Below are 16,375 nucleotides of genomic sequence, written 5' to 3'. Positions count from 1 at the left end.
AAGATTCTTCATGTAAATGTCTGCATATGAAATGTAAATATAAAAATATATGAATGATCGAGGAGGACCAAATGGCGCAGGCGCAAGAAAAGGCGCAAGAAACAGTGCTTGATGAAAAAGAGCAAGCCGCATTAGCAGCCAAACGAGAAGTAGATGAATTAGCTAAAAAAGCAAAGGTTGCTTTAGAAGAGTTTGAAAAATTAAATCAGGAGCAAGTAGACAGAATAGTAGCAAAAGCGTCTATTGCAGCGTTAAACAAGCATTTAGTATTAGCAAAAATGGCTGTTGAAGAAACAGGCAGAGGATTAGTTGAAGATAAAGCCACAAAAAACATTTTTGCATGCGAGCATATTACCCATTATCTTGCAGGCCAGCGCACAGTAGGCATTATTCGCGAAGATGATGTTCTTGGAATCGATGAAATCGCTGAGCCAGTTGGCATAGTAGCAGGCGTGACTCCAGTCACAAACCCAACATCTACAGCCATTTTTAAATCGCTAATTGCTCTTAAAACTCGTTGCCCAATTATTTTTGGCTTCCATCCATTCGCTCAAAAATGCTCCGCAGAAGCGGCAAGAGTTGTGCGCGATGCAGCGATAGAAGCAGGCGCGCCAGAAAATTGCATTCAGTGGATTGAACATCCATCAATCGAAGCTACGGGAGCTTTAATGAAGCACCCAGATGTTGCAACAATTCTTGCAACAGGCGGTCCTGGAATGGTTAAAGCTGCTTATTCTTCGGGAAAGCCAGCACTTGGCGTTGGTGCAGGAAACGCTCCAGCATATGTTGATGCGGACGTAGATGTTGTGCGCGCTGCAAACGATTTGGTGCTTTCAAAGCATTTTGATTACGGTATGATTTGCGCAACAGAGCAGGCGATTATTGCGCATAAAGACGTGTATGAGCCATTGTTAAAGGAATTGAAGCGCAGAAAAGCATATTTCGTTAATGCCGATGAAAAAGCGAAACTTGAACAGTATATGTTTGGTTGCACTTCGTATTCAGGTCAAACTCCTAAGCTTAATTCAGTTGTTCCAGGAAAATCTCCTCAATATATTGCGCATGAAGCTGGGTTTGAGATTCCAGAAGATGCTGTGATACTTATTGCCGAGTGCAAGGAAGTTGGCGAGATGGAGCCTCTAACAATGGAAAAGTTGGCTCCTGTTCATGCTTTGCTTCGCGCTGAAAATAAGGAACAAGGCTTTGAAATGTGCGAGAAGATGCTTGTTCACGGAGCTGGTCACACTGCTGTGATTCACACTAATAATCAGCAGCTTGCTCGCGAATATGGCAGCCGCATGCACGCTTGCCGAATCATTTGGAACTCCCCAGGATCTTTGGGTGGTGTTGGTGACATCTACAACGCAATCGCACCTTCTCTCACTTTGGGCTGTGGTTCTTATGGTGGAAACTCTGTTTCTGGAAACGTTCAAGCAGTAAATCTTATTAATATAAAGCGCATAGCGCGAAGGAATAACAATATGCAATGGTTCAAGATTCCGGCCAAAACGTATTTTGAGCCGAATGCTGTTCGCTATTTGCGAGACATGTATGGCATTGAGCGCGCAGTTATTGTGTGCGATAAAGTTATGGAGCAGCTTGGCATTATAGACAAGGTAATTGATCAGCTTCGCGCTAGAGACAATCGCGTAACGTTTAGGATTATTGACTACGTTGAGCCAGAGCCAAGCGTTGAAACTGTTGAGCGCGGCGCGGAAATGATGCGCGAAGAGTTCCAACCAGATACGATTATTGCTGTTGGCGGCGGATCTCCTATGGATGCTGCAAAAATTATGTGGCTTCTTTACGAGCATCCAGAAATTTCCTTCGCTGATTTGCGCGAAAAGTTCTTCGATATTAGAAAGCGCGCATTTAAGATTCCGCCTCTTGGTAAAAAGGCTTGCTTGATTTGTGTACCAACGTCTTCTGGAACAGGATCGGAAGTTACTCCGTTTGCAGTTATTACAGATCATAAGACTGGCTACAAGTACCCGATTACTGACTACGCAATTACGCCTTCAGTGGCAATCGTGGATCCAGTTTTGGCACGCACACAGCCTCGTCGCTTGGCTTGCGATTCTGGTTTTGACGCTTTGACGCACTCTATGGAAGCTTTTGCTTCTGTTTATGCTAACGACTTTACGGACGCAATGGCATTGCATGCAGCAAAGTTGATTTGGGATAATCTTAACGATTCTGTGAATTCCAATAATTCCGAACGCAAGATTCAAGCTCAAGAAAAAATGCATAATGCGGCTACTATGGCTGGAATGGCGTTTGGTTCGGCGTTCCTTGGTATGTGCCACGCAATGGCGCATACAATCGGAGCTTTGTGCCATGTTGCGCACGGCCACACGAATGCAATTTTGCTGCCTTATGTGATTCGCTACAATGGTCAAATTCCACAAGAGCCTACAAGCTGGCCAAAGTACAATCGCTACATCGCTCCGGAGCGATACCAGCAGATTGCAAAGAATCTTGGCATAGATCCTGGTAAAACTCCTCAAGAGGGCGTTGAGAATTTGGCGCGCGCTGTTGAAAATTATCGAGATAATCTTCTTAGTATGGATGCTTCGTTTAAGGCATGCGGTGTGGATGAAGAATACTATTGGTCTTTGTTGGATCAGATTGGCATGCGTGCTTACGAAGATCAGTGCGCTCCTGCAAATCCTCGTATTCCTCAAATCGAAGATATGAAAGATATTGCGATTGCAGCGTATTATGGTGTTTCCCAAGAAGAAGGACATCGTATGCGTTTGGAGCGCGAATCTAAGTGATTATTGAATAATTATTTAAGTGATTTTCGAATGATTATTTAGATGATTATTGAATAATTATTGTATATTTAGTTGCAAATGGCAGAGGCTGCACTAGCTGTAGTTTCTGCCATTTTTCGTTGGAAAATAGCCGACACGCCCGATTTTTGTTAATCCAAGGTTGATGGTTTAATTACTTAGTTGCCTGTTTTTAAGGCTCGCATATTGTAATTCAAAAAAGCGAGCGCAGAAACAGAAATCGCAATTTTTGTTGATTTTTGTAGGCTGCGCACTGATGTGGAATGACCTTTAGTGTCTATTCTCCCGGTGCCCTTTAATACAGGTTGGTAAACAGTAAACGAATCGCTAGAAAGGGCGGACGGCAATGGCGGGACAGAAAATCCGCATCAGGCTTAAGTCCTATGACCATGAGGTCATCGACCAATCGGCGAAGAAAATCGTCGAGACGGTGACGAACGCGGGCGCCACAGTAGTGGGTCCGGTTCCTCTGCCGACCGAGAAGAACGTGTTTGTTGTTATCCGTTCTCCTCACAAATATAAGGATTCTCGCGAGCATTTCGAGATGCGCACTCATAAGCGCCTCATTGACATCGTTGATCCAACGCCAAAGGCTGTGGATTCTTTGATGCACATTGACCTGCCTGCGGATGTAAATATCGAGATTAAGCTGTAGGAAGGGGGGTAAATAATGTCGCAAAATAAGAATCGCACTGCTTTGCTCGGCCGTAAGCTGGGCATGAGCCAGGTTTGGGATGAAAACGGCCTTTTTGTCCCCGTAACTCTGGTTGAGGTTGCTACTAACGTAGTTACCGCTGTTAAGACCGAAGAAACTGACGGTTATTGCGCCGTACAGCTCGGTTATGGCCAGATTGATCCTACCAAGGTTACCAAGCCATTGGCTGGTCACTTTGCAAAGGCTGGCGTGACTCCTCGTCGTCACCTCGCTGAGGTGCGCACTGAAAATGCAGCAGATTACAAGCCAGGTCAAGAATTGACCGCTGAAGTATTTGCTGAAGGTGCCGAAGTCGACGTAACGGGTACTACAAAGGGTAAAGGCTTTGCTGGCACAATCAAGCGTTGGGGCTTCAAGTCTTACCGTCGTACTCACGGCTCGCACAAGAATGAACGTCGTCCAGGTTCTGTGGGCGCATGTGCAACTCCAAGCCGCATTTTGAAGGGCAAGCGTATGGCTGGTCGCATGGGTCATGTGACTTCTACTGCGCTCAACCTCACAATCGTTTCTTCGGATGTTGAGAACGGTATTTTAGCTATTAAGGGTGCTATTCCAGGACCTAAAGGTGCTATCGTTCTCGTCCGTTCGGCAGTGAAGGGAGCCTGATTTAAATGGCAAACGTAACTCTGAACGTAACTGACACCAAGGGCAATGCAAACGGAACTGTTGAAGCTCCTGCTGAGATTTTCGGCATCTCCAACGAAGACGTTTTGGCTCACGGTCCATTGGTTCATCAGGTCGTTATTGCTCAGCTTGCTGCTGCTCGACAGGGTACTCACGCGGTTAAGAATCGCGCTAATGTATCTGGCGGCGGTAAGAAGCCATGGAAGCAGAAGGGCACCGGACGTGCTCGTCAAGGCTCCATTCGTGCTCCACAGTGGGTGCATGGTGGCGTTGTACATGGTCCAGTTCCTCGCAAGTATGATCAGCGTACTCCAAAGAAGATGAAGGCAGCTGCTCTTCGTTATGCTCTTTCGGATCGTGCAAATGCTGGTCGCATTGCAGTTGTGGACTTTGGTATTAAGGATGTTCCATCCACCAAAGCAGCAGTTGCAGCACTTACACCAGTAACTAAGGATCAGTTCACCACTGTTGTTCTTTCTCGTGAAAACATCAATGAGTGGATGTCTGTTCGTAACATTCCAACGGTGCATGTGATCTTCGCTGATCAGCTCAACACCTACGATGTCATCACCGCTCAGTACGTAGTCTTCTCCAAGGAAGGTTTCGAAGCCTTCGTTGCAGCTAAGACCGAGCCTGAAGTTAAGGAGGCCTGATTTAAATGGTCGCAGTCCATAACCCAGCACATGACATCATTTTAAAGCCAGTTGTTTCTGAAAAAAGCTATGCAGCTTCCGATCGTGGTCAGTACACCTTCGTGGTAGCTCCAAATGCTAACAAGGTTCAGATCAAGCAGGCTATCGAAGAAATCTTCAAAGTCAAGGTAACGAATGTTAACACCTTGAATCGCGCTGGCAAGCTTAAGCGCTCTCGCACCGGCTTCGGTCGTCGTGTGAATCAGAAGCGTGCTATTGTCACCGTGGCACAGGGCCAGACAATCGATATCTTTGGTAACTGAAGGCTAGCCGAGAAAAGTAAAGGAATACTACATTATGGCTATCCGCGTTTATAAGCCTACGACTGCAGGACGTCGTAACGCATCCGTTTCGGACTTCTCCGAGATTACGCGTTCCACTCCTGAAAAGTCGTTGGTACGCAAACTCAGCAAAACTGGCGGTCGTAACTCTTACGGTCGCATGACTTCCCGCCATCGCGGCGGCGGACATAAGCGTCAGTATCGTCTCATCGATTTTAAGCGTTGGGACAAGGATGGCGTGCCAGCAAAGGTTGCTCATATTGAGTATGACCCTAATCGTTCCGCTCGCATCGCATTGTTGCATTATGCAGATGGTGAGAAGCGCTACATTATCGCTCCTGAAGGCATTTCCCAGGGAGATGTTATTGAGACTGGCGCCCAGGCTGATATTAAGCCAGGCAACAACTTGCCTCTTAAGAACATCCCAACTGGTACCGTGGTGCACGCAATCGAGCTTCGTCCACTTGGTGGCGCAAAGATTGCACGCTCCGCAGGTGCTGCCGTTCAGCTCGTAGCTAAGGATGGCGCTTACGCTCAGTTGCGTATGCCATCCGGCGAAATTCGTAACGTGGACGCTCGTTGCCGCGCTACAATCGGCGAGGTTGGCAACTCTGACCACGCTAATATCGAGCTTGGTAAGGCAGGTCGTGCTCGTTGGCTTGGTCGCAGGCCAATCACCCGAGGCGAATCTATGAACCCTGTTGATCACCCTCATGGTGGTCGTACCCGTGGTGGTAAACCACCTGTTTCTCCATGGGGCAAGGGCGAGGTTCGTACCCGCCGTCCGAAGAAGGCTTCGAACAAGATGATTGTTCGTCGTCGTCCGAATGGTAAGAACCGCAAGTAAGGGAGTGTCGAACAGATGACTCGTAGCATCAAGAAGGGCCCTTTCGTCGACGCCCACTTACAGAAGAAAGTCGACGAACAAAACGACAAGGGCACGCATAACGTCATCAAGACGTGGTCGCGTCGTTCGATGATCACTCCTGATTTCATTGGACACACCTTTGCCGTACACGATGGCCGCAAGCATGTGCCGGTATTCGTTACCGAAGCAATGGTTGGTCATAAGCTCGGTGAATTCGCCCCAACCAAGACCTTCAAGGGTCATGTGAAGGACGACAAGAAAGCACGCCGCTAAAGGAGAGTTAGGACACATGGAAGCTAAAGCAATCGCTCGTCACGTACGTGTGACGCCGCGCAAGGCTCGCCGCATGGTCGACCTCATCCGAGGCAAGCGTGCAAGCGAAGCTATTACCATTTTGAAGTTTGCTCCTCAGGACGCATCTTTACCAGTGCGTAAGGTTCTTGAAAGCGCGATCGCTAACGCTCGCGTTAAGGCTGAAAAGGCTGGAGAACCATTCCGTGAGCAAGACTTGGTCATCAAGGAAACCTATGTGGATGAGGGTGTAACGCTTAAGCGTTTCCGCGCTCGTGCACAAGGTCGCGCTGCGCGCATTAACAAGCGCACAAGCCATATCACTGTTATCGTCTCGCTTAAGGAAGGGGATCGCTAAAGATGGGTCAGAAGATCAATCCTTTCGGCTATCGCCTGGGCATTACCGAGAATCATCGCTCTAGGTGGTTCTCTGATTCTACTAAAGCCGGCGAGCGTTACCGTGACTTCGTCCTTGAGGATGACAAGATTCGCAAGGAAATGAGCCATGACCTCGAACGTGCAGGCGTGTCCCGCATCGTTATCGAGCGTACTCGTGACCGCGTTCGTGTTGATATTCACACCGCTCGTCCAGGTATTATTATCGGTCGTCGTGGCGCAGAAGCCGAGCGTGTTCGTGCAAAGCTTGAGAAGCTCACTGGTAAGCAAGTACAGCTCAACATTTTCGAAGTGAAGAATGCTGCACTTGACGCTCAATTGGTTGCTCAGGGAATTGCGGAACAGTTAACCAATCGCGTTACATTCCGTCGCGCTATGCGTAAAGCACAGCAGGATGCAATGCGCGCAGGTGCAAAGGGTATCCGTATTAAGCTCTCTGGTCGTCTTGGTGGCGCCGAAATGAGCCGTTCTGAGTTCTATCGTGAGGGTCGCGTTCCACTGCAGACCCTGCGTGCCCTTATTGATTACGGCTTCTTTGAAGCTAAGACTACCTACGGCCGTATCGGCGTAAAGGTATGGATTTATAAGGGTGATATGACCGAGCGTGAGTTCGAAGAGCAGCAGGCCCAGCAGGGTAAGCGTGAAGGTCGCCGTGGCGATCGTCGTCCACGTCGTGGCGCACGCTCTGCCAACCAGCAGAAGGCTGCCGAAGCACAGGCTGAGAAGCCAGCTGAAGCTGCAGCTGCTGAAGCTCCTGCCGCAACGGAAACGAAGGAGTGAGCAGATGCTTATCCCAAAAAGGACTAAATATCGCAAGCAGCACCGTCCTACCCGTAGCGGCATGTCTAAGGGTGGAACCGCTATCGCTTTCGGCGATTTCGGTATTCAGGCGCTGGCTCCGGCGTACATCACTAACCGTCAGATCGAGGCAGCCCGTATCGCAATGACCCGCTATATTAAGCGTGGTGGTCGCGTGTGGATTACGGTTTTCCCTGATCGTCCATTAACCAAGCACCCGCTTGGTGCACGAATGGGTTCCGGTAAAGGCGCTCCAGAATTCTGGATTGCTAACATCCATCCAGGTCGTGTAATGTTCGAGATCGGTGGTGTTTCTGAGGACGTCGCTCGCGAGGCTTTGCGCCGCGCTATCGACAAGCTCCCAATGAAATGCCGTGTTATTGCGCGTGAAGGCGGTGACATCTGATGCCAGTCGGAACTGCAGACTACACCATCAAGAATTTAAACGAGAAGACTAATGCTGAAATCGAAGGCTTCTTAAAGAAGTCCAAGGAAGAGCTTTTTAACTTGCGCTTCCAGGCAGCAACTGGTCAACTCGAAAACAGCGCTCGCCTCAAGGCGGTCAAGCACGACATAGCCAGGATGTATACTATCCTGCGTGAGCGTGAACTCGGCATCAGCCAAGAGCCTGGCGCCACTGAGGTCAAGGAGAAGTAAGCATGGCTGAGAACCAAGAGCGCAACTTCCGCAAGGTTCGTCGCGGCTACGTCGTGTCCGAGGCCATGGACAAGACAATTGCCGTGGAGCTGGAGCAGCGTTCGACACACCCACTTTACGGTAAAGTCGTCCGCTCCACACGCAAGGTCAAGGCACATGATGAACACAATGAGGCGCATATTGGCGATCTCGTGAGTATCATGGAAACTCGGCCTTTGAGCAAGACCAAGCGTTGGCGTCTCGACTCGATTATCGAGCGCGCCAAGTAAACAAGTTCAGCAAGGCTCCGCGCTTCACCTGTGCCTGTTGTCTAGTAGGTACGGGTGAGCGGGGAGAACCAGCTCGACTAAGGAGAATCAATGATTCAGCAGGAAACGCGGCTTCATGTCGCCGACAACACGGGTGCTAAGGAATTGCTTGCCATCCGCGTGCTCGGTGGATCGAAGCGACGCTATGCCGGCATCGGCGACATCATCGTCGCCTCCGTTAAGGATGCTATTCCTGGCGGGTCGGTCAAGAAAGGCGACGTAGTTAAGGCTGTCGTCGTCCGTACGGTCAAGGAACATCGTCGTGTTGATGGTTCCTATATTAAGTTCGACGAGAACGCCGCTGTTATTCTCGGCTCCGGCCGTGAACCAAAGGGCACTCGTATCTTTGGACCAGTCGGTCGTGAATTGCGCGATAAGCGCTTCATGAAGATTGTGTCCCTCGCCCCGGAGGTGATCTGAGATGGTAGCCAAGATTAAGTCCGGCGACCAGGTAAAGGTTATCCGCGGCAAGGATCGCGGTAAGGAAGGCAAAGTACTTCGTGTACTCGCCGAAGACCGTTTGATCGTCGAGGGTGTTCAGGTTGTTAAGAAGCATGTGCGTGCTACCCAGCAGGGTCAGCAGGCAGGCATCGTCTCTGTTGAGGCTCCAATTCACCGTTCTAACGTTATGGTGATTGACCCAGAGACCAAGCAACCAACCCGCGTGGGCGTGATTGTTAAGCAAGAAGCTCGCGACGGCAAAGTAAAGACCGTGCGCGTGCGTGTAGCTAAGAAGTCCGGAAAGGAGCTGGCATGACCGATACTACAGTTGAGGCGCCGGCAACTCCGCGCTTAAAGCAGCAATACAATGATCAAATCGTTCCAGCTTTGGAAAAGGAATTTGGCCACACTAATCCTATGCAGGTGGCTCGTTTGCAGAAGGTCGTCGTCTCTATGGGCGTTGGCGCTGCAGCTCGCGATTCCAAGCTTATCGAAGGTGCGATTAAGGATCTCACTTTGATCACTGGTCAGAAGCCAAAGGTTACTAAAGCTAAGAAATCTGTTGCGCAGTTCCATTTGCGCGAAGGTCAGGCTATTGGCGCTTACGTAACTCTTCGTGGTGATCGTATGTGGGAATTCTTGGATCGTTTGCTCACTCTGGCTTTGCCACGTATCCGCGATTTCCGTGGTATTAATGGCAACCAGTTCGACGGTCAGGGTAACTATAACTTTGGTCTTACGGAGCAGTCAATGTTCCACGAGATTGATCCTGATTCGATTGATCATCAGCGTGGTATGGACATCACCGTGGTGACCACCACCAAGGACGATGTGGAAGCGAAGTCGCTACTTAAGCACCTCGGTTTCCCATTCAAGGAGAACTGATATGGCAAAAACCGCTCTGAAAAACAAGGCGGCCGCTAAGCCGAAGTTCAAGGTGCGCGCTTATACGCGTTGCCAGGTTTGTGGTCGTCCTCACTCCGTGTATCGCAAGTTCGGTCTGTGCCGTGTATGCCTTCGTGAAAAGGCACATCGCGGTGAGTTGCCGGGTGTTACGAAGTCCAGTTGGTAAATATCGACGCTGAAGGTCCACTGCTTTAAGAATAACTAAAACAGGCGGTGGAAACCACGGCGAGAAAGGGCGTTAGCCCAACATGACAATGACAGATCCTATCGCAGACATGTTGACACGTCTGCGTAATGCGAGCGCGGCAAAGCACGATACCGTGGAAATGCCGTACTCCAAGTTCAAGGCGAATATCGCCGAGATTCTGAAGCGTGAAGGCTATATTAAAGACTTTGCTGCTAAGGAAGCCAAGGTTGGACAGACTTTGGAAGTCACATTAAAGTATGGCTCCAATGGTCAGCGTTCCATCCAGGGCATCAAGCGCATTTCTAAGCCAGGCTTGCGTCGTTACGCAAAGTCTGATTCTTTGCCTATGCCTCTTGGTGGTCTCGGTATCGCTATTATCTCGACCAGCTCGGGATTGTTGACTCAGAAGGAATGCCTCGACAGAGGCATTGGCGGCGAAATCGTCGCCTACGTATGGTGAGAAAGGAGAGCTGAAAATGGCATCGCATATTGGTAAGCTCCCCGTCGACATTCCTGCAGGCGTGGAAGTAAAGATTGAAGGTCAGTCCTTTAGTGCTAAGGGCGCTAAGGGTTCTGATTCCTATGTAATTCCAGAAGGTATTACCGCTGAAGTTGCTGATGGCAAGATCGTTTTAACCCCAGCTGATGATTTGCGTCCAACTCGTGCAAAGCACGGTTTGGCTCGTGCAATCGTAGCGTCCATGGTTAAGGGTGTGCATGAAGGCTACACCAAGACTTTGGACATTGTTGGAACTGGTTATCGTGCTGTGATGAAGGGTAAGGGCATTGAGTTCTCACTCGGATATTCTCACACTATTACCGTTCAGCCACCTGAGGGTATTGAGTTTGAATTGCCAAACGCAAATCAGGTAATCGTCAAGGGTACTGACAAGCAGGCCGTTGGTCAGGCTGCCGCTAACATTCGCAAGCTGCGTGCTCCAGAACCTTATAAGGGTAAGGGCATTAAGTACAGCGATGAGCGTATTTTGCGCAAGGCTGGAAAGGCTGGTAAGTGATATGAGCGTTAAGATTTTCGGTAAGGGTACCAAAGTCGCGCGTTTGCGTCGTCACGCCCGTCTTCGTAAGCGCATTTCTGGCACTCCAGAGCGCCCACGTTTGGTAGTTTCTCGTTCTAACCGTCACATGGTTGCTCAGATTGTGGATGACACTAAGGGTCTTACCCTTGTAAGCGCTTCCACCTTGACTTCTGACTTCGCTGGTTTTACTGGTACGAAGACTGAAGCTGCTACCAAGGTTGGCGAGTTAATCGCTGCCAAGGCGAAGGAAGCGGGTATTACCGCTGTAATCTTCGATCGTGGCGGTAATAAGTATCATGGTCGCGTCGCAGCAGTAGCTGAAGGCGCCCGTCAGGGAGGTCTAGCACTGTGAGCGATAACGAAAAGGAAACCCAAGTGGCTGAAGAAACTCAGAACACTCAGGCATCCGCCGAGGAGCGTACTGACGATCGCCGTTCCCGTCGCTCTAAGGGCGAAGGTAAGCGCGGAGAGCGTCGTAACCGTCGTGAAGAAAACCGCGGCGAAGAGCTTCTGGATCGCGTAGTTACTATTAACCGTGTTTCCAAGACTCACAAGGGTGGTCGTACCTTTAGCTTTGCAGCACTTGTTGTTGTTGGCGACGGTAAGGGCACTGTTGGTGTTGGCTACGGTAAGTCTCGCGAAGTTCCAGCAGCTATCGCTAAGGGTCAGCTTGATGCTAAGAAGCATATGTTCACTGTTCCACGTATTCGTGGTACCGTAACCCACCCTGTGTTGGGTCACGATGCTGCTGGCACAGTTTTGCTTCGTCCAGCTGCTCCAGGTACTGGTGTAATTGCTGGTGGCGCTGTGCGTGCTGTTATGGAGTGCGCTGGCATTACCGATATCCTCACCAAGTCCATGGGCTCTGCAACCGCTGTTAACGTGGTTCGCGCTACTGTGGATGCTTTGAAGAAGCTTGAAGAGCCAGAGGAGATTTGCGCTCGTCGTGGACTTTCCCTCGAGGAAGTTGCACCAGACGCATTGCTTCGTGAGCGCGCTGCAGGCATTGCCGAAGCTCGCAAGGCTCGTGAAGAAGCTCAGGCTGCTAAGGCTGCCCAAGCAAAGGATGGTGAGTGATGGCTAACTTGAAGATCACTCTGGTGCACGGTTTGGTTCATTCCACCGAGCGTCAGCGCGCGAACGTTCAAACTCTCGGTCTTCACAAGATTGGCCAGAGCGTTGTTCGCGAGGACAATCCAGTCAATCGTGGCTTGGTTATGGCCGTTCGCCACTTGCTGAGCGTTGAGGAGGTTGACTGATTATGGCTAATGAAGAACCAATGTTGCACATGCACACGTTGCGTCCAGCTCCAGGAGCTAAGAAGGATCGCATTCGCGTGGGTCGTGGTGAAGGCTCTAAGGGTAAGACTTCGGGTCGTGGCGATAAGGGTACGAAGAAGCGTTACCAAGTTCGTCCAGGCTTTGAAGGCGGCCAGCTTCCACTTTACATGCGTTTGCCTAAGCTTCGTGGCTTTAAGAGCCCATTCAAGAAAGAGTTCCAGGTTGTTAATGTTGCAGCCCTCGAAGAGCTCTTCCCAAATGGTGGCGAAGTTACTGTTGCTGATTTGGTAGTTAAGGGCGCTGTGCGTGATGGTTACCCAGTTAAGGTTTTGGGTGATGGCGATCTTAAGGTTGCTTTGACTCTTAAGGGAGTTAAAGCTTCTGCATCTGCTAAGGCCAAGATTGAAGCTGCTGGTGGCTCTGTTAGCGAAGAGTAATGTACTCAGCTGATAATGCTAATTAACGCAGTGATTTGACTGTTTAATAATCCCTCTAGTTTTGGCTGGAGGGATTATTTTTTATTGTCTAAACTCACGGAATGACTGTATCGGTATGCACCGTGATATAAACTATTGCCTCAGAGTTTGTTTTTTTACTGTTGCGCCTAGATCGTAGCGCAAAAAAGGGAGGAAGACCCAGGTGAAAACGTTAATCCAGGCCTTCAGGACGAAGGAGTTGAGGAATAAGATCCTCTTCGTCTTCGCAATGATTATCATCTACAGAATTGGTTCCTTTATTCCAATTCCTGGCGTTGATTACAAAGTTATACGTGCTTGCACAGCTAAGCTTGCCTCTTCTAGTGAAAACTTTATTGGTTTGGTGAACCTGTTCTCTGGTGGTTCGCTTTTGCAGCTGTCTATTTTTGCATTGGGCGTTATGCCTTATATTACGGCGTCTATTGTTATTCAGCTGCTTAGGGTTGTGATTCCTCGTTTTGAGGCTCTTCACAAGGAAGGTCAGTCTGGAGAAACAAAGCTTACTCAGTACACTCGTTATTTGACTATTGGCTTGGCAATTTTACAGTCCACAACCATTTTGGTTACTGCACGTTCTGGTGCACTATTTAATTATCAGTGTGGTCAGGTTATTCCAGATGGCTCTATGTGGAGCTTACTGGTTATGGTTTTGATTATGACTGGTGGCACTGGTTTGATCATGTGGATGGCAGAACTTATTACGGATAAGGGTATTGGTCAGGGCATGTCAGTGTTAATCTTCATGTCTATCTGCTCTGGCTTCCTTCCAAAGCTGTGGGAAATTGGTTGGGGAACCAATGGTACTAATGGCGATTGGACCAAGTTCTCTATTGTCGGTGGCGTTCTGCTTGTAATTCTTATTTTTGTTGATTTCGTGGAGCTTGCTCAGCGTAGAATTCCTGTACAGTATACGCGCCGAATGATTGGTCGTAAGATGTATGGCGGTTCTTCTACATACTTACCTCTTAAGGTCAATATGAGTGGTGTTATCCCACCAATTTTTGCATCCTCGATTCTTGCTATTCCAACTCTTCTTGCTCAGTTCGGTGATAGTCGTAAGGATTGGGTGCGTTGGATTAATGCCAATTTAGCAAACTCTACTTCTGTGTGGTACATAGCCTTGTACACAGTTATGATTGTGTTCTTCTGCTTCTTCTACACTGAGATTACTTTTAATCCAGATGAAACTGCAGATAACATGAAGGAATACGGCGGTTTTATTCCAGGTATTCGTGCTGGTAGTGCTACAAGTCGCTATCTTAGCTATGTCATGAATAGATTAAACACTGTTGGTGCTGTCTATTTGCTATTCGTAGCGTTGATTCCAACAGTTTTGATTATGTCTTTGCACCTTAATATGAAGCTTCCATTTGGTGGTACTACGATTCTTATTATCGCAGGTGTTGGTTTGGATACTTTGCGTCAAGCCAAGGCTCAGACCGAGCAGTTCCAATATGCTGGATTCTTGTTTGATCATAACGATAGTAAGCAAGTTGCTAAATAGTATTACTAGATAGGTTTTGTTGTTAAGATTTGCGATGGAGCATAAAGAAACAAGGAGATTAATATGCGATTGCTAATTATGGGACCACAGGGCGTTGGTAAGGGCACTCAGGCTGCTTTGCTTGCAGAGCATTATGGGATTCCTGCTATTTCTACTGGCGATATTTTCCGTTACAACTTGAAGAATCAAACGGAGCTTGGTAAGAAGGTTCAGGGTTATCTTGATAAGGGTGAGCTTGTTCCAGATGAATTGACAAATAGCATTGTTAAGGATCGTCTTGCTCAGGATGATGCTAAGAATGGCTGGATTCTTGATGGATATCCACGTAATGCGTCTCAGGTTAAGGCTTTGGATCTTATGCTTGAGGAGCTTGGTACTCCTTTGGATCACGTTGTTGCTCTTGAAGCGGAGCGTGAGGTTTTGCTTGAGCGTATGAAGAAGCGCGCAATTGAGCAGGGTCGTTCAGATGATACTCCTGAGGTAATTGCTACTCGTTTGGAAACTTACGAGAAGGAAACTGCTCCTCTTCTTGATATTTATGAAAGCCGTGGTCAGCTTGTTGAGGTTGATGGTGTTGGCGATATTGCTGAAATCAACAATCGCATAGTTGAGTCTTTGGTATGAGATTTATTTAAAATTTAGATTTTCTCGTATTTATAATGCGCCTTTTGCGACACGCCGAGTGTTGTATTGGGCGCATTTACTGTATCATAGAAGATTGGCGTGTCTTCGGATACGTAAAGTAGTACGTCCAAGGAACGGAACGAGGCTCATGGCAAAAGACGGTGTGATTGAAGTCGAAGGCACGGTAGTTGAAGCACTGCCAAACGCGATGTTTCGCGTTCAGCTTGAGAACGAGCACATTGTACTGGCTACGATTTCTGGAAAGATGCGTAAGAATTATATTCGTATTCTTCCTCAAGATCGTGTTGTGCTGGAGATGAGCCCTTATGATTTGAACCGTGGTCGTATTACGTACCGCTATAAGTAAAGGTACAAGCAAAGGAAAACCATGAAGGTCAGCCCTAGCGTGAAGAGGATCTGCGAAAATTGCCGCGTGATCCGCCGTCACGGTCGCGTCATGGTGATTTGCATCAACCCACGTCATAAGCAGCGTCAGGGCTGAGTGGATCCCCACCGCGAAGATAAAGGATAAGGCGCTAAGTCGCAGCTAAAGCTGAACCCTGGGTGCGCAGGCCCAGGCCGCATGATTGCGGGAGACTTGGTGCACGACCTGCGTAATAGTAAAGGAATTACAATGGCACGTCTTGCCGGAGTAGATATTCCCAATGAGAAGCGCATTGAGATTGCCCTCACCTACATTTTTGGTGTAGGCCGTACTCGCGCTAAGGAAACGCTTGCCGCGACCGGTGTTAATCCGGATACTCGCGTCAAGGATCTTACGGATGAACAGTTAATCACTTTGCGTGATTATCTTGAAGCTAATTATAAGATTGAAGGCGATTTGCGTCGTGAAATCGATGCAGACATTCGTCGTAAGATTCAGATCAACTGCTATCAAGGCCAGCGTCATCGCAAGGGTCTTCCTGTGCGTGGTCAGCGTACTAAGACTAATGCTCGTACTCGTAAGGGTCCGAAGCGTACTGTCGCCGGGAAGAAGAAGGCCACCAGATAGTAGTCGGTGGTCGGCTCTAGGCCACGAGTTAATTCTCATCGCCTAGACATACCAACTAATTCGTCATTAGGAAACGAGGGTCAATGGCAGCTGCAAAGCAAGCCTCGCGCAAGCCGCGTCGCCGGGACCGCAAGTCGGTACCGGTTGGGCAGGCGCATATTAAATCAACATTCAATAACACGATTATTTCCATCACCGATCCATCGGGTGCAGTCCTTTCTTGGGCTTCCGGTGGCGATGTCGGCTTTAAGGGTTCCCGCAAGTCGACTCCTTACGCTGCAGGTATGGCTGCTGAGTCTGCTGCTCGTAAGGCAATGGAACATGGCCTGAAGAAGGTCGACGTGTTTGTTAAGGGTCCAGGTTCCGGTCGTGAAACCGCTATCCGTTCCCTTCAGTCCGCGGGTCTTGAAGTCGGTTCTATTACCGACGTCACCCCACAAGCGCATAACGGCGTTCGCCCACCAAAGCGTCGCCGCGTCTGAG

Annotated in this window: 28 protein-coding genes; all 28 read left to right on the top strand. The window is 48.9% G+C overall.

Annotated elements, in window-relative coordinates; all coding sequences use genetic code 11:
- Positions 1-71 precede the first annotated feature (71 nt).
- Positions 72-2,777 (top strand): bifunctional acetaldehyde-CoA/alcohol dehydrogenase, encoded by a 2,706-nt coding sequence (adhE, locus tag HXT25_RS02025; protein WP_004573722.1) that lies wholly within the window; start codon positions 72-74, stop codon positions 2,775-2,777.
- Positions 2,778-3,141: 364 nt separating this feature from the next.
- Positions 3,142-3,450: a 30S ribosomal protein S10 gene (rpsJ, locus tag HXT25_RS02020; protein ID WP_003808013.1), complete on the top strand. Its 309-nt coding sequence runs from the start codon at positions 3,142-3,144 to the stop codon at positions 3,448-3,450.
- A 15-nt stretch (positions 3,451-3,465) separates the two neighbouring features.
- Positions 3,466-4,116, top strand: coding sequence for a 50S ribosomal protein L3 (rplC, locus tag HXT25_RS02015; protein ID WP_004116043.1), 651 nt, complete (start codon positions 3,466-3,468; stop codon positions 4,114-4,116).
- Positions 4,117-4,121: 5 nt separating this feature from the next.
- A complete protein-coding gene (rplD, locus tag HXT25_RS02010) occupies positions 4,122-4,787 on the top strand; it encodes a 50S ribosomal protein L4 (protein WP_004114353.1) in 666 nt (221 codons plus the stop codon).
- Positions 4,788-4,792: 5 nt separating this feature from the next.
- Positions 4,793-5,089, top strand: a complete 297-nt coding sequence (rplW, locus tag HXT25_RS02005; protein WP_004114354.1) for a 50S ribosomal protein L23 — start codon at positions 4,793-4,795, stop codon at positions 5,087-5,089.
- Positions 5,090-5,123: 34 nt separating this feature from the next.
- Positions 5,124-5,954 carry a 50S ribosomal protein L2 gene (gene rplB, locus HXT25_RS02000; RefSeq protein ID WP_004114355.1) on the top strand — a complete coding sequence of 277 codons (831 nt, stop codon included), beginning with the start codon at positions 5,124-5,126 and terminating at the stop codon, positions 5,952-5,954.
- Positions 5,955-5,969: 15 nt separating this feature from the next.
- Positions 5,970-6,248 (top strand): 30S ribosomal protein S19, encoded by a 279-nt coding sequence (gene rpsS, locus HXT25_RS01995; protein ID WP_004114357.1) that lies wholly within the window; start codon positions 5,970-5,972, stop codon positions 6,246-6,248.
- 16 nt (positions 6,249-6,264) lie between these two features.
- The gene (rplV, locus tag HXT25_RS01990) at positions 6,265-6,624 is read left to right on the top strand and encodes a 50S ribosomal protein L22 (protein WP_004114358.1); all 360 of its coding nucleotides are present in this window, start codon (positions 6,265-6,267) and stop codon (positions 6,622-6,624) included.
- Between the two features lie 2 nt (positions 6,625-6,626).
- Positions 6,627-7,442 (top strand): 30S ribosomal protein S3, encoded by an 816-nt coding sequence (rpsC, locus tag HXT25_RS01985; protein WP_004114360.1) that lies wholly within the window; start codon positions 6,627-6,629, stop codon positions 7,440-7,442.
- A 4-nt stretch (positions 7,443-7,446) separates the two neighbouring features.
- A complete protein-coding gene (rplP, locus tag HXT25_RS01980; RefSeq protein WP_004114362.1) occupies positions 7,447-7,866 on the top strand; it encodes a 50S ribosomal protein L16 in 420 nt (139 codons plus the stop codon).
- Complete coding sequence (rpmC, locus tag HXT25_RS01975) at positions 7,866-8,117, top strand: 50S ribosomal protein L29 (protein ID WP_004105502.1); 252 nt, start codon at positions 7,866-7,868, stop codon at positions 8,115-8,117. The genes rplP and rpmC overlap by 1 nt, the downstream gene beginning before the upstream one ends.
- Before the next feature lie 2 nt (positions 8,118-8,119).
- Positions 8,120-8,386 (top strand): 30S ribosomal protein S17, encoded by a 267-nt coding sequence (rpsQ, locus tag HXT25_RS01970; RefSeq protein ID WP_004114365.1) that lies wholly within the window; start codon positions 8,120-8,122, stop codon positions 8,384-8,386.
- Between the two features lie 90 nt (positions 8,387-8,476).
- Positions 8,477-8,845, top strand: a complete 369-nt coding sequence (gene rplN, locus HXT25_RS01965) for a 50S ribosomal protein L14 (RefSeq protein WP_004114366.1) — start codon at positions 8,477-8,479, stop codon at positions 8,843-8,845.
- 1 nt (position 8,846) lies between these two features.
- Positions 8,847-9,182, top strand: coding sequence for a 50S ribosomal protein L24 (gene rplX, locus HXT25_RS01960; RefSeq protein WP_004114367.1), 336 nt, complete (start codon positions 8,847-8,849; stop codon positions 9,180-9,182).
- Positions 9,179-9,751 carry a 50S ribosomal protein L5 gene (rplE, locus tag HXT25_RS01955; protein WP_004114368.1) on the top strand — a complete coding sequence of 191 codons (573 nt, stop codon included), beginning with the start codon at positions 9,179-9,181 and terminating at the stop codon, positions 9,749-9,751. Before rplX ends, rplE begins: the two co-directional genes overlap by 4 nt.
- Before the next feature lies 1 nt (position 9,752).
- On the top strand, positions 9,753-9,938 hold the full coding sequence (locus HXT25_RS01950; RefSeq protein ID WP_004114370.1) for a type Z 30S ribosomal protein S14: 186 nt from the start codon (positions 9,753-9,755) through the stop codon (positions 9,936-9,938).
- An 82-nt stretch (positions 9,939-10,020) separates the two neighbouring features.
- The gene (gene rpsH, locus HXT25_RS01945) at positions 10,021-10,419 is read left to right on the top strand and encodes a 30S ribosomal protein S8 (protein ID WP_004114372.1); all 399 of its coding nucleotides are present in this window, start codon (positions 10,021-10,023) and stop codon (positions 10,417-10,419) included.
- 16 nt (positions 10,420-10,435) lie between these two features.
- Positions 10,436-10,975, top strand: a complete 540-nt coding sequence (rplF, locus tag HXT25_RS01940; protein WP_004114374.1) for a 50S ribosomal protein L6 — start codon at positions 10,436-10,438, stop codon at positions 10,973-10,975.
- A 1-nt stretch (position 10,976) separates the two neighbouring features.
- Entirely contained in the window at positions 10,977-11,348 is a 372-nt protein-coding gene (gene rplR, locus HXT25_RS01935; protein ID WP_004114376.1) for a 50S ribosomal protein L18, read from the top strand.
- Complete coding sequence (rpsE, locus tag HXT25_RS01930) at positions 11,345-12,073, top strand: 30S ribosomal protein S5 (protein WP_004114377.1); 729 nt, start codon at positions 11,345-11,347, stop codon at positions 12,071-12,073. The genes rplR and rpsE overlap by 4 nt, the downstream gene beginning before the upstream one ends.
- Entirely contained in the window at positions 12,073-12,255 is a 183-nt protein-coding gene (rpmD, locus tag HXT25_RS01925) for a 50S ribosomal protein L30 (protein WP_004114379.1), read from the top strand. The genes rpsE and rpmD overlap by 1 nt, the downstream gene beginning before the upstream one ends.
- Before the next feature lie 2 nt (positions 12,256-12,257).
- On the top strand, positions 12,258-12,713 hold the full coding sequence (rplO, locus tag HXT25_RS01920; protein ID WP_004114381.1) for a 50S ribosomal protein L15: 456 nt from the start codon (positions 12,258-12,260) through the stop codon (positions 12,711-12,713).
- Positions 12,714-12,915: 202 nt separating this feature from the next.
- Positions 12,916-14,256 carry a preprotein translocase subunit SecY gene (gene secY / locus HXT25_RS01915; protein ID WP_004116039.1) on the top strand — a complete coding sequence of 447 codons (1,341 nt, stop codon included), beginning with the start codon at positions 12,916-12,918 and terminating at the stop codon, positions 14,254-14,256.
- A gap of 63 nt (positions 14,257-14,319) precedes the next feature.
- Positions 14,320-14,880, top strand: coding sequence for an adenylate kinase (locus HXT25_RS01910; protein ID WP_004114385.1), 561 nt, complete (start codon positions 14,320-14,322; stop codon positions 14,878-14,880).
- 148 nt (positions 14,881-15,028) lie between these two features.
- Entirely contained in the window at positions 15,029-15,247 is a 219-nt protein-coding gene (gene infA / locus HXT25_RS01905; RefSeq protein WP_004105485.1) for a translation initiation factor IF-1, read from the top strand.
- A gap of 21 nt (positions 15,248-15,268) precedes the next feature.
- On the top strand, positions 15,269-15,382 hold the full coding sequence (gene rpmJ / locus HXT25_RS01900) for a 50S ribosomal protein L36 (protein ID WP_003842636.1): 114 nt from the start codon (positions 15,269-15,271) through the stop codon (positions 15,380-15,382).
- A gap of 132 nt (positions 15,383-15,514) precedes the next feature.
- Positions 15,515-15,892, top strand: a complete 378-nt coding sequence (gene rpsM / locus HXT25_RS01895; RefSeq protein ID WP_004105472.1) for a 30S ribosomal protein S13 — start codon at positions 15,515-15,517, stop codon at positions 15,890-15,892.
- An 83-nt stretch (positions 15,893-15,975) separates the two neighbouring features.
- Positions 15,976-16,374 (top strand): 30S ribosomal protein S11, encoded by a 399-nt coding sequence (gene rpsK, locus HXT25_RS01890; RefSeq protein WP_004105468.1) that lies wholly within the window; start codon positions 15,976-15,978, stop codon positions 16,372-16,374.
- Position 16,375: the final 1 nt, after the last annotated feature.

The sequence above is a fragment of the Gardnerella sp. DNF00476 genome (genome assembly GCF_049262735.1).
GTDB lineage: Bacteria > Actinomycetota > Actinomycetes > Actinomycetales > Bifidobacteriaceae > Bifidobacterium > Bifidobacterium vaginale.
Note: the sequence above shows the minus strand (reverse complement) of the source record. Positions and strands in the feature narration are given on the sequence as shown.

Bases quoted from the DNA above. Each gene is read 5' to 3' on its own strand.
- adhE (WP_004573722.1), top strand. From the start codon at position 72: ATGGCGCAGGCGCAAGAAAAGGCGCAAGAAACAGTGCTTGATGAAAAA.
- rpsJ (WP_003808013.1), top strand. From the start codon at position 3,142: ATGGCGGGACAGAAAATCCGCATCAGGCTTAAGTCCTATGACCATGAG.
- rplC (WP_004116043.1), top strand. From the start codon at position 3,466: ATGTCGCAAAATAAGAATCGCACTGCTTTGCTCGGCCGTAAGCTGGGC.
- rplD (WP_004114353.1), top strand. From the start codon at position 4,122: ATGGCAAACGTAACTCTGAACGTAACTGACACCAAGGGCAATGCAAAC.
- rplW (WP_004114354.1), top strand. From the start codon at position 4,793: ATGGTCGCAGTCCATAACCCAGCACATGACATCATTTTAAAGCCAGTT.
- rplB (WP_004114355.1), top strand. From the start codon at position 5,124: ATGGCTATCCGCGTTTATAAGCCTACGACTGCAGGACGTCGTAACGCA.
- rpsS (WP_004114357.1), top strand. From the start codon at position 5,970: ATGACTCGTAGCATCAAGAAGGGCCCTTTCGTCGACGCCCACTTACAG.
- rplV (WP_004114358.1), top strand. From the start codon at position 6,265: ATGGAAGCTAAAGCAATCGCTCGTCACGTACGTGTGACGCCGCGCAAG.
- rpsC (WP_004114360.1), top strand. From the start codon at position 6,627: ATGGGTCAGAAGATCAATCCTTTCGGCTATCGCCTGGGCATTACCGAG.
- rplP (WP_004114362.1), top strand. From the start codon at position 7,447: ATGCTTATCCCAAAAAGGACTAAATATCGCAAGCAGCACCGTCCTACC.
- rpmC (WP_004105502.1), top strand. From the start codon at position 7,866: ATGCCAGTCGGAACTGCAGACTACACCATCAAGAATTTAAACGAGAAG.
- rpsQ (WP_004114365.1), top strand. From the start codon at position 8,120: ATGGCTGAGAACCAAGAGCGCAACTTCCGCAAGGTTCGTCGCGGCTAC.
- rplN (WP_004114366.1), top strand. From the start codon at position 8,477: ATGATTCAGCAGGAAACGCGGCTTCATGTCGCCGACAACACGGGTGCT.
- rplX (WP_004114367.1), top strand. From the start codon at position 8,847: ATGGTAGCCAAGATTAAGTCCGGCGACCAGGTAAAGGTTATCCGCGGC.
- rplE (WP_004114368.1), top strand. From the start codon at position 9,179: ATGACCGATACTACAGTTGAGGCGCCGGCAACTCCGCGCTTAAAGCAG.
- HXT25_RS01950 (WP_004114370.1), top strand. From the start codon at position 9,753: ATGGCAAAAACCGCTCTGAAAAACAAGGCGGCCGCTAAGCCGAAGTTC.
- rpsH (WP_004114372.1), top strand. From the start codon at position 10,021: ATGACAATGACAGATCCTATCGCAGACATGTTGACACGTCTGCGTAAT.
- rplF (WP_004114374.1), top strand. From the start codon at position 10,436: ATGGCATCGCATATTGGTAAGCTCCCCGTCGACATTCCTGCAGGCGTG.
- rplR (WP_004114376.1), top strand. From the start codon at position 10,977: ATGAGCGTTAAGATTTTCGGTAAGGGTACCAAAGTCGCGCGTTTGCGT.
- rpmD (WP_004114379.1), top strand. From the start codon at position 12,073: ATGGCTAACTTGAAGATCACTCTGGTGCACGGTTTGGTTCATTCCACC.
- rplO (WP_004114381.1), top strand. From the start codon at position 12,258: ATGGCTAATGAAGAACCAATGTTGCACATGCACACGTTGCGTCCAGCT.
- HXT25_RS01910 (WP_004114385.1), top strand. From the start codon at position 14,320: ATGCGATTGCTAATTATGGGACCACAGGGCGTTGGTAAGGGCACTCAG.
- infA (WP_004105485.1), top strand. From the start codon at position 15,029: ATGGCAAAAGACGGTGTGATTGAAGTCGAAGGCACGGTAGTTGAAGCA.
- rpmJ (WP_003842636.1), top strand. From the start codon at position 15,269: ATGAAGGTCAGCCCTAGCGTGAAGAGGATCTGCGAAAATTGCCGCGTG.
- rpsM (WP_004105472.1), top strand. From the start codon at position 15,515: ATGGCACGTCTTGCCGGAGTAGATATTCCCAATGAGAAGCGCATTGAG.
- rpsK (WP_004105468.1), top strand. From the start codon at position 15,976: ATGGCAGCTGCAAAGCAAGCCTCGCGCAAGCCGCGTCGCCGGGACCGC.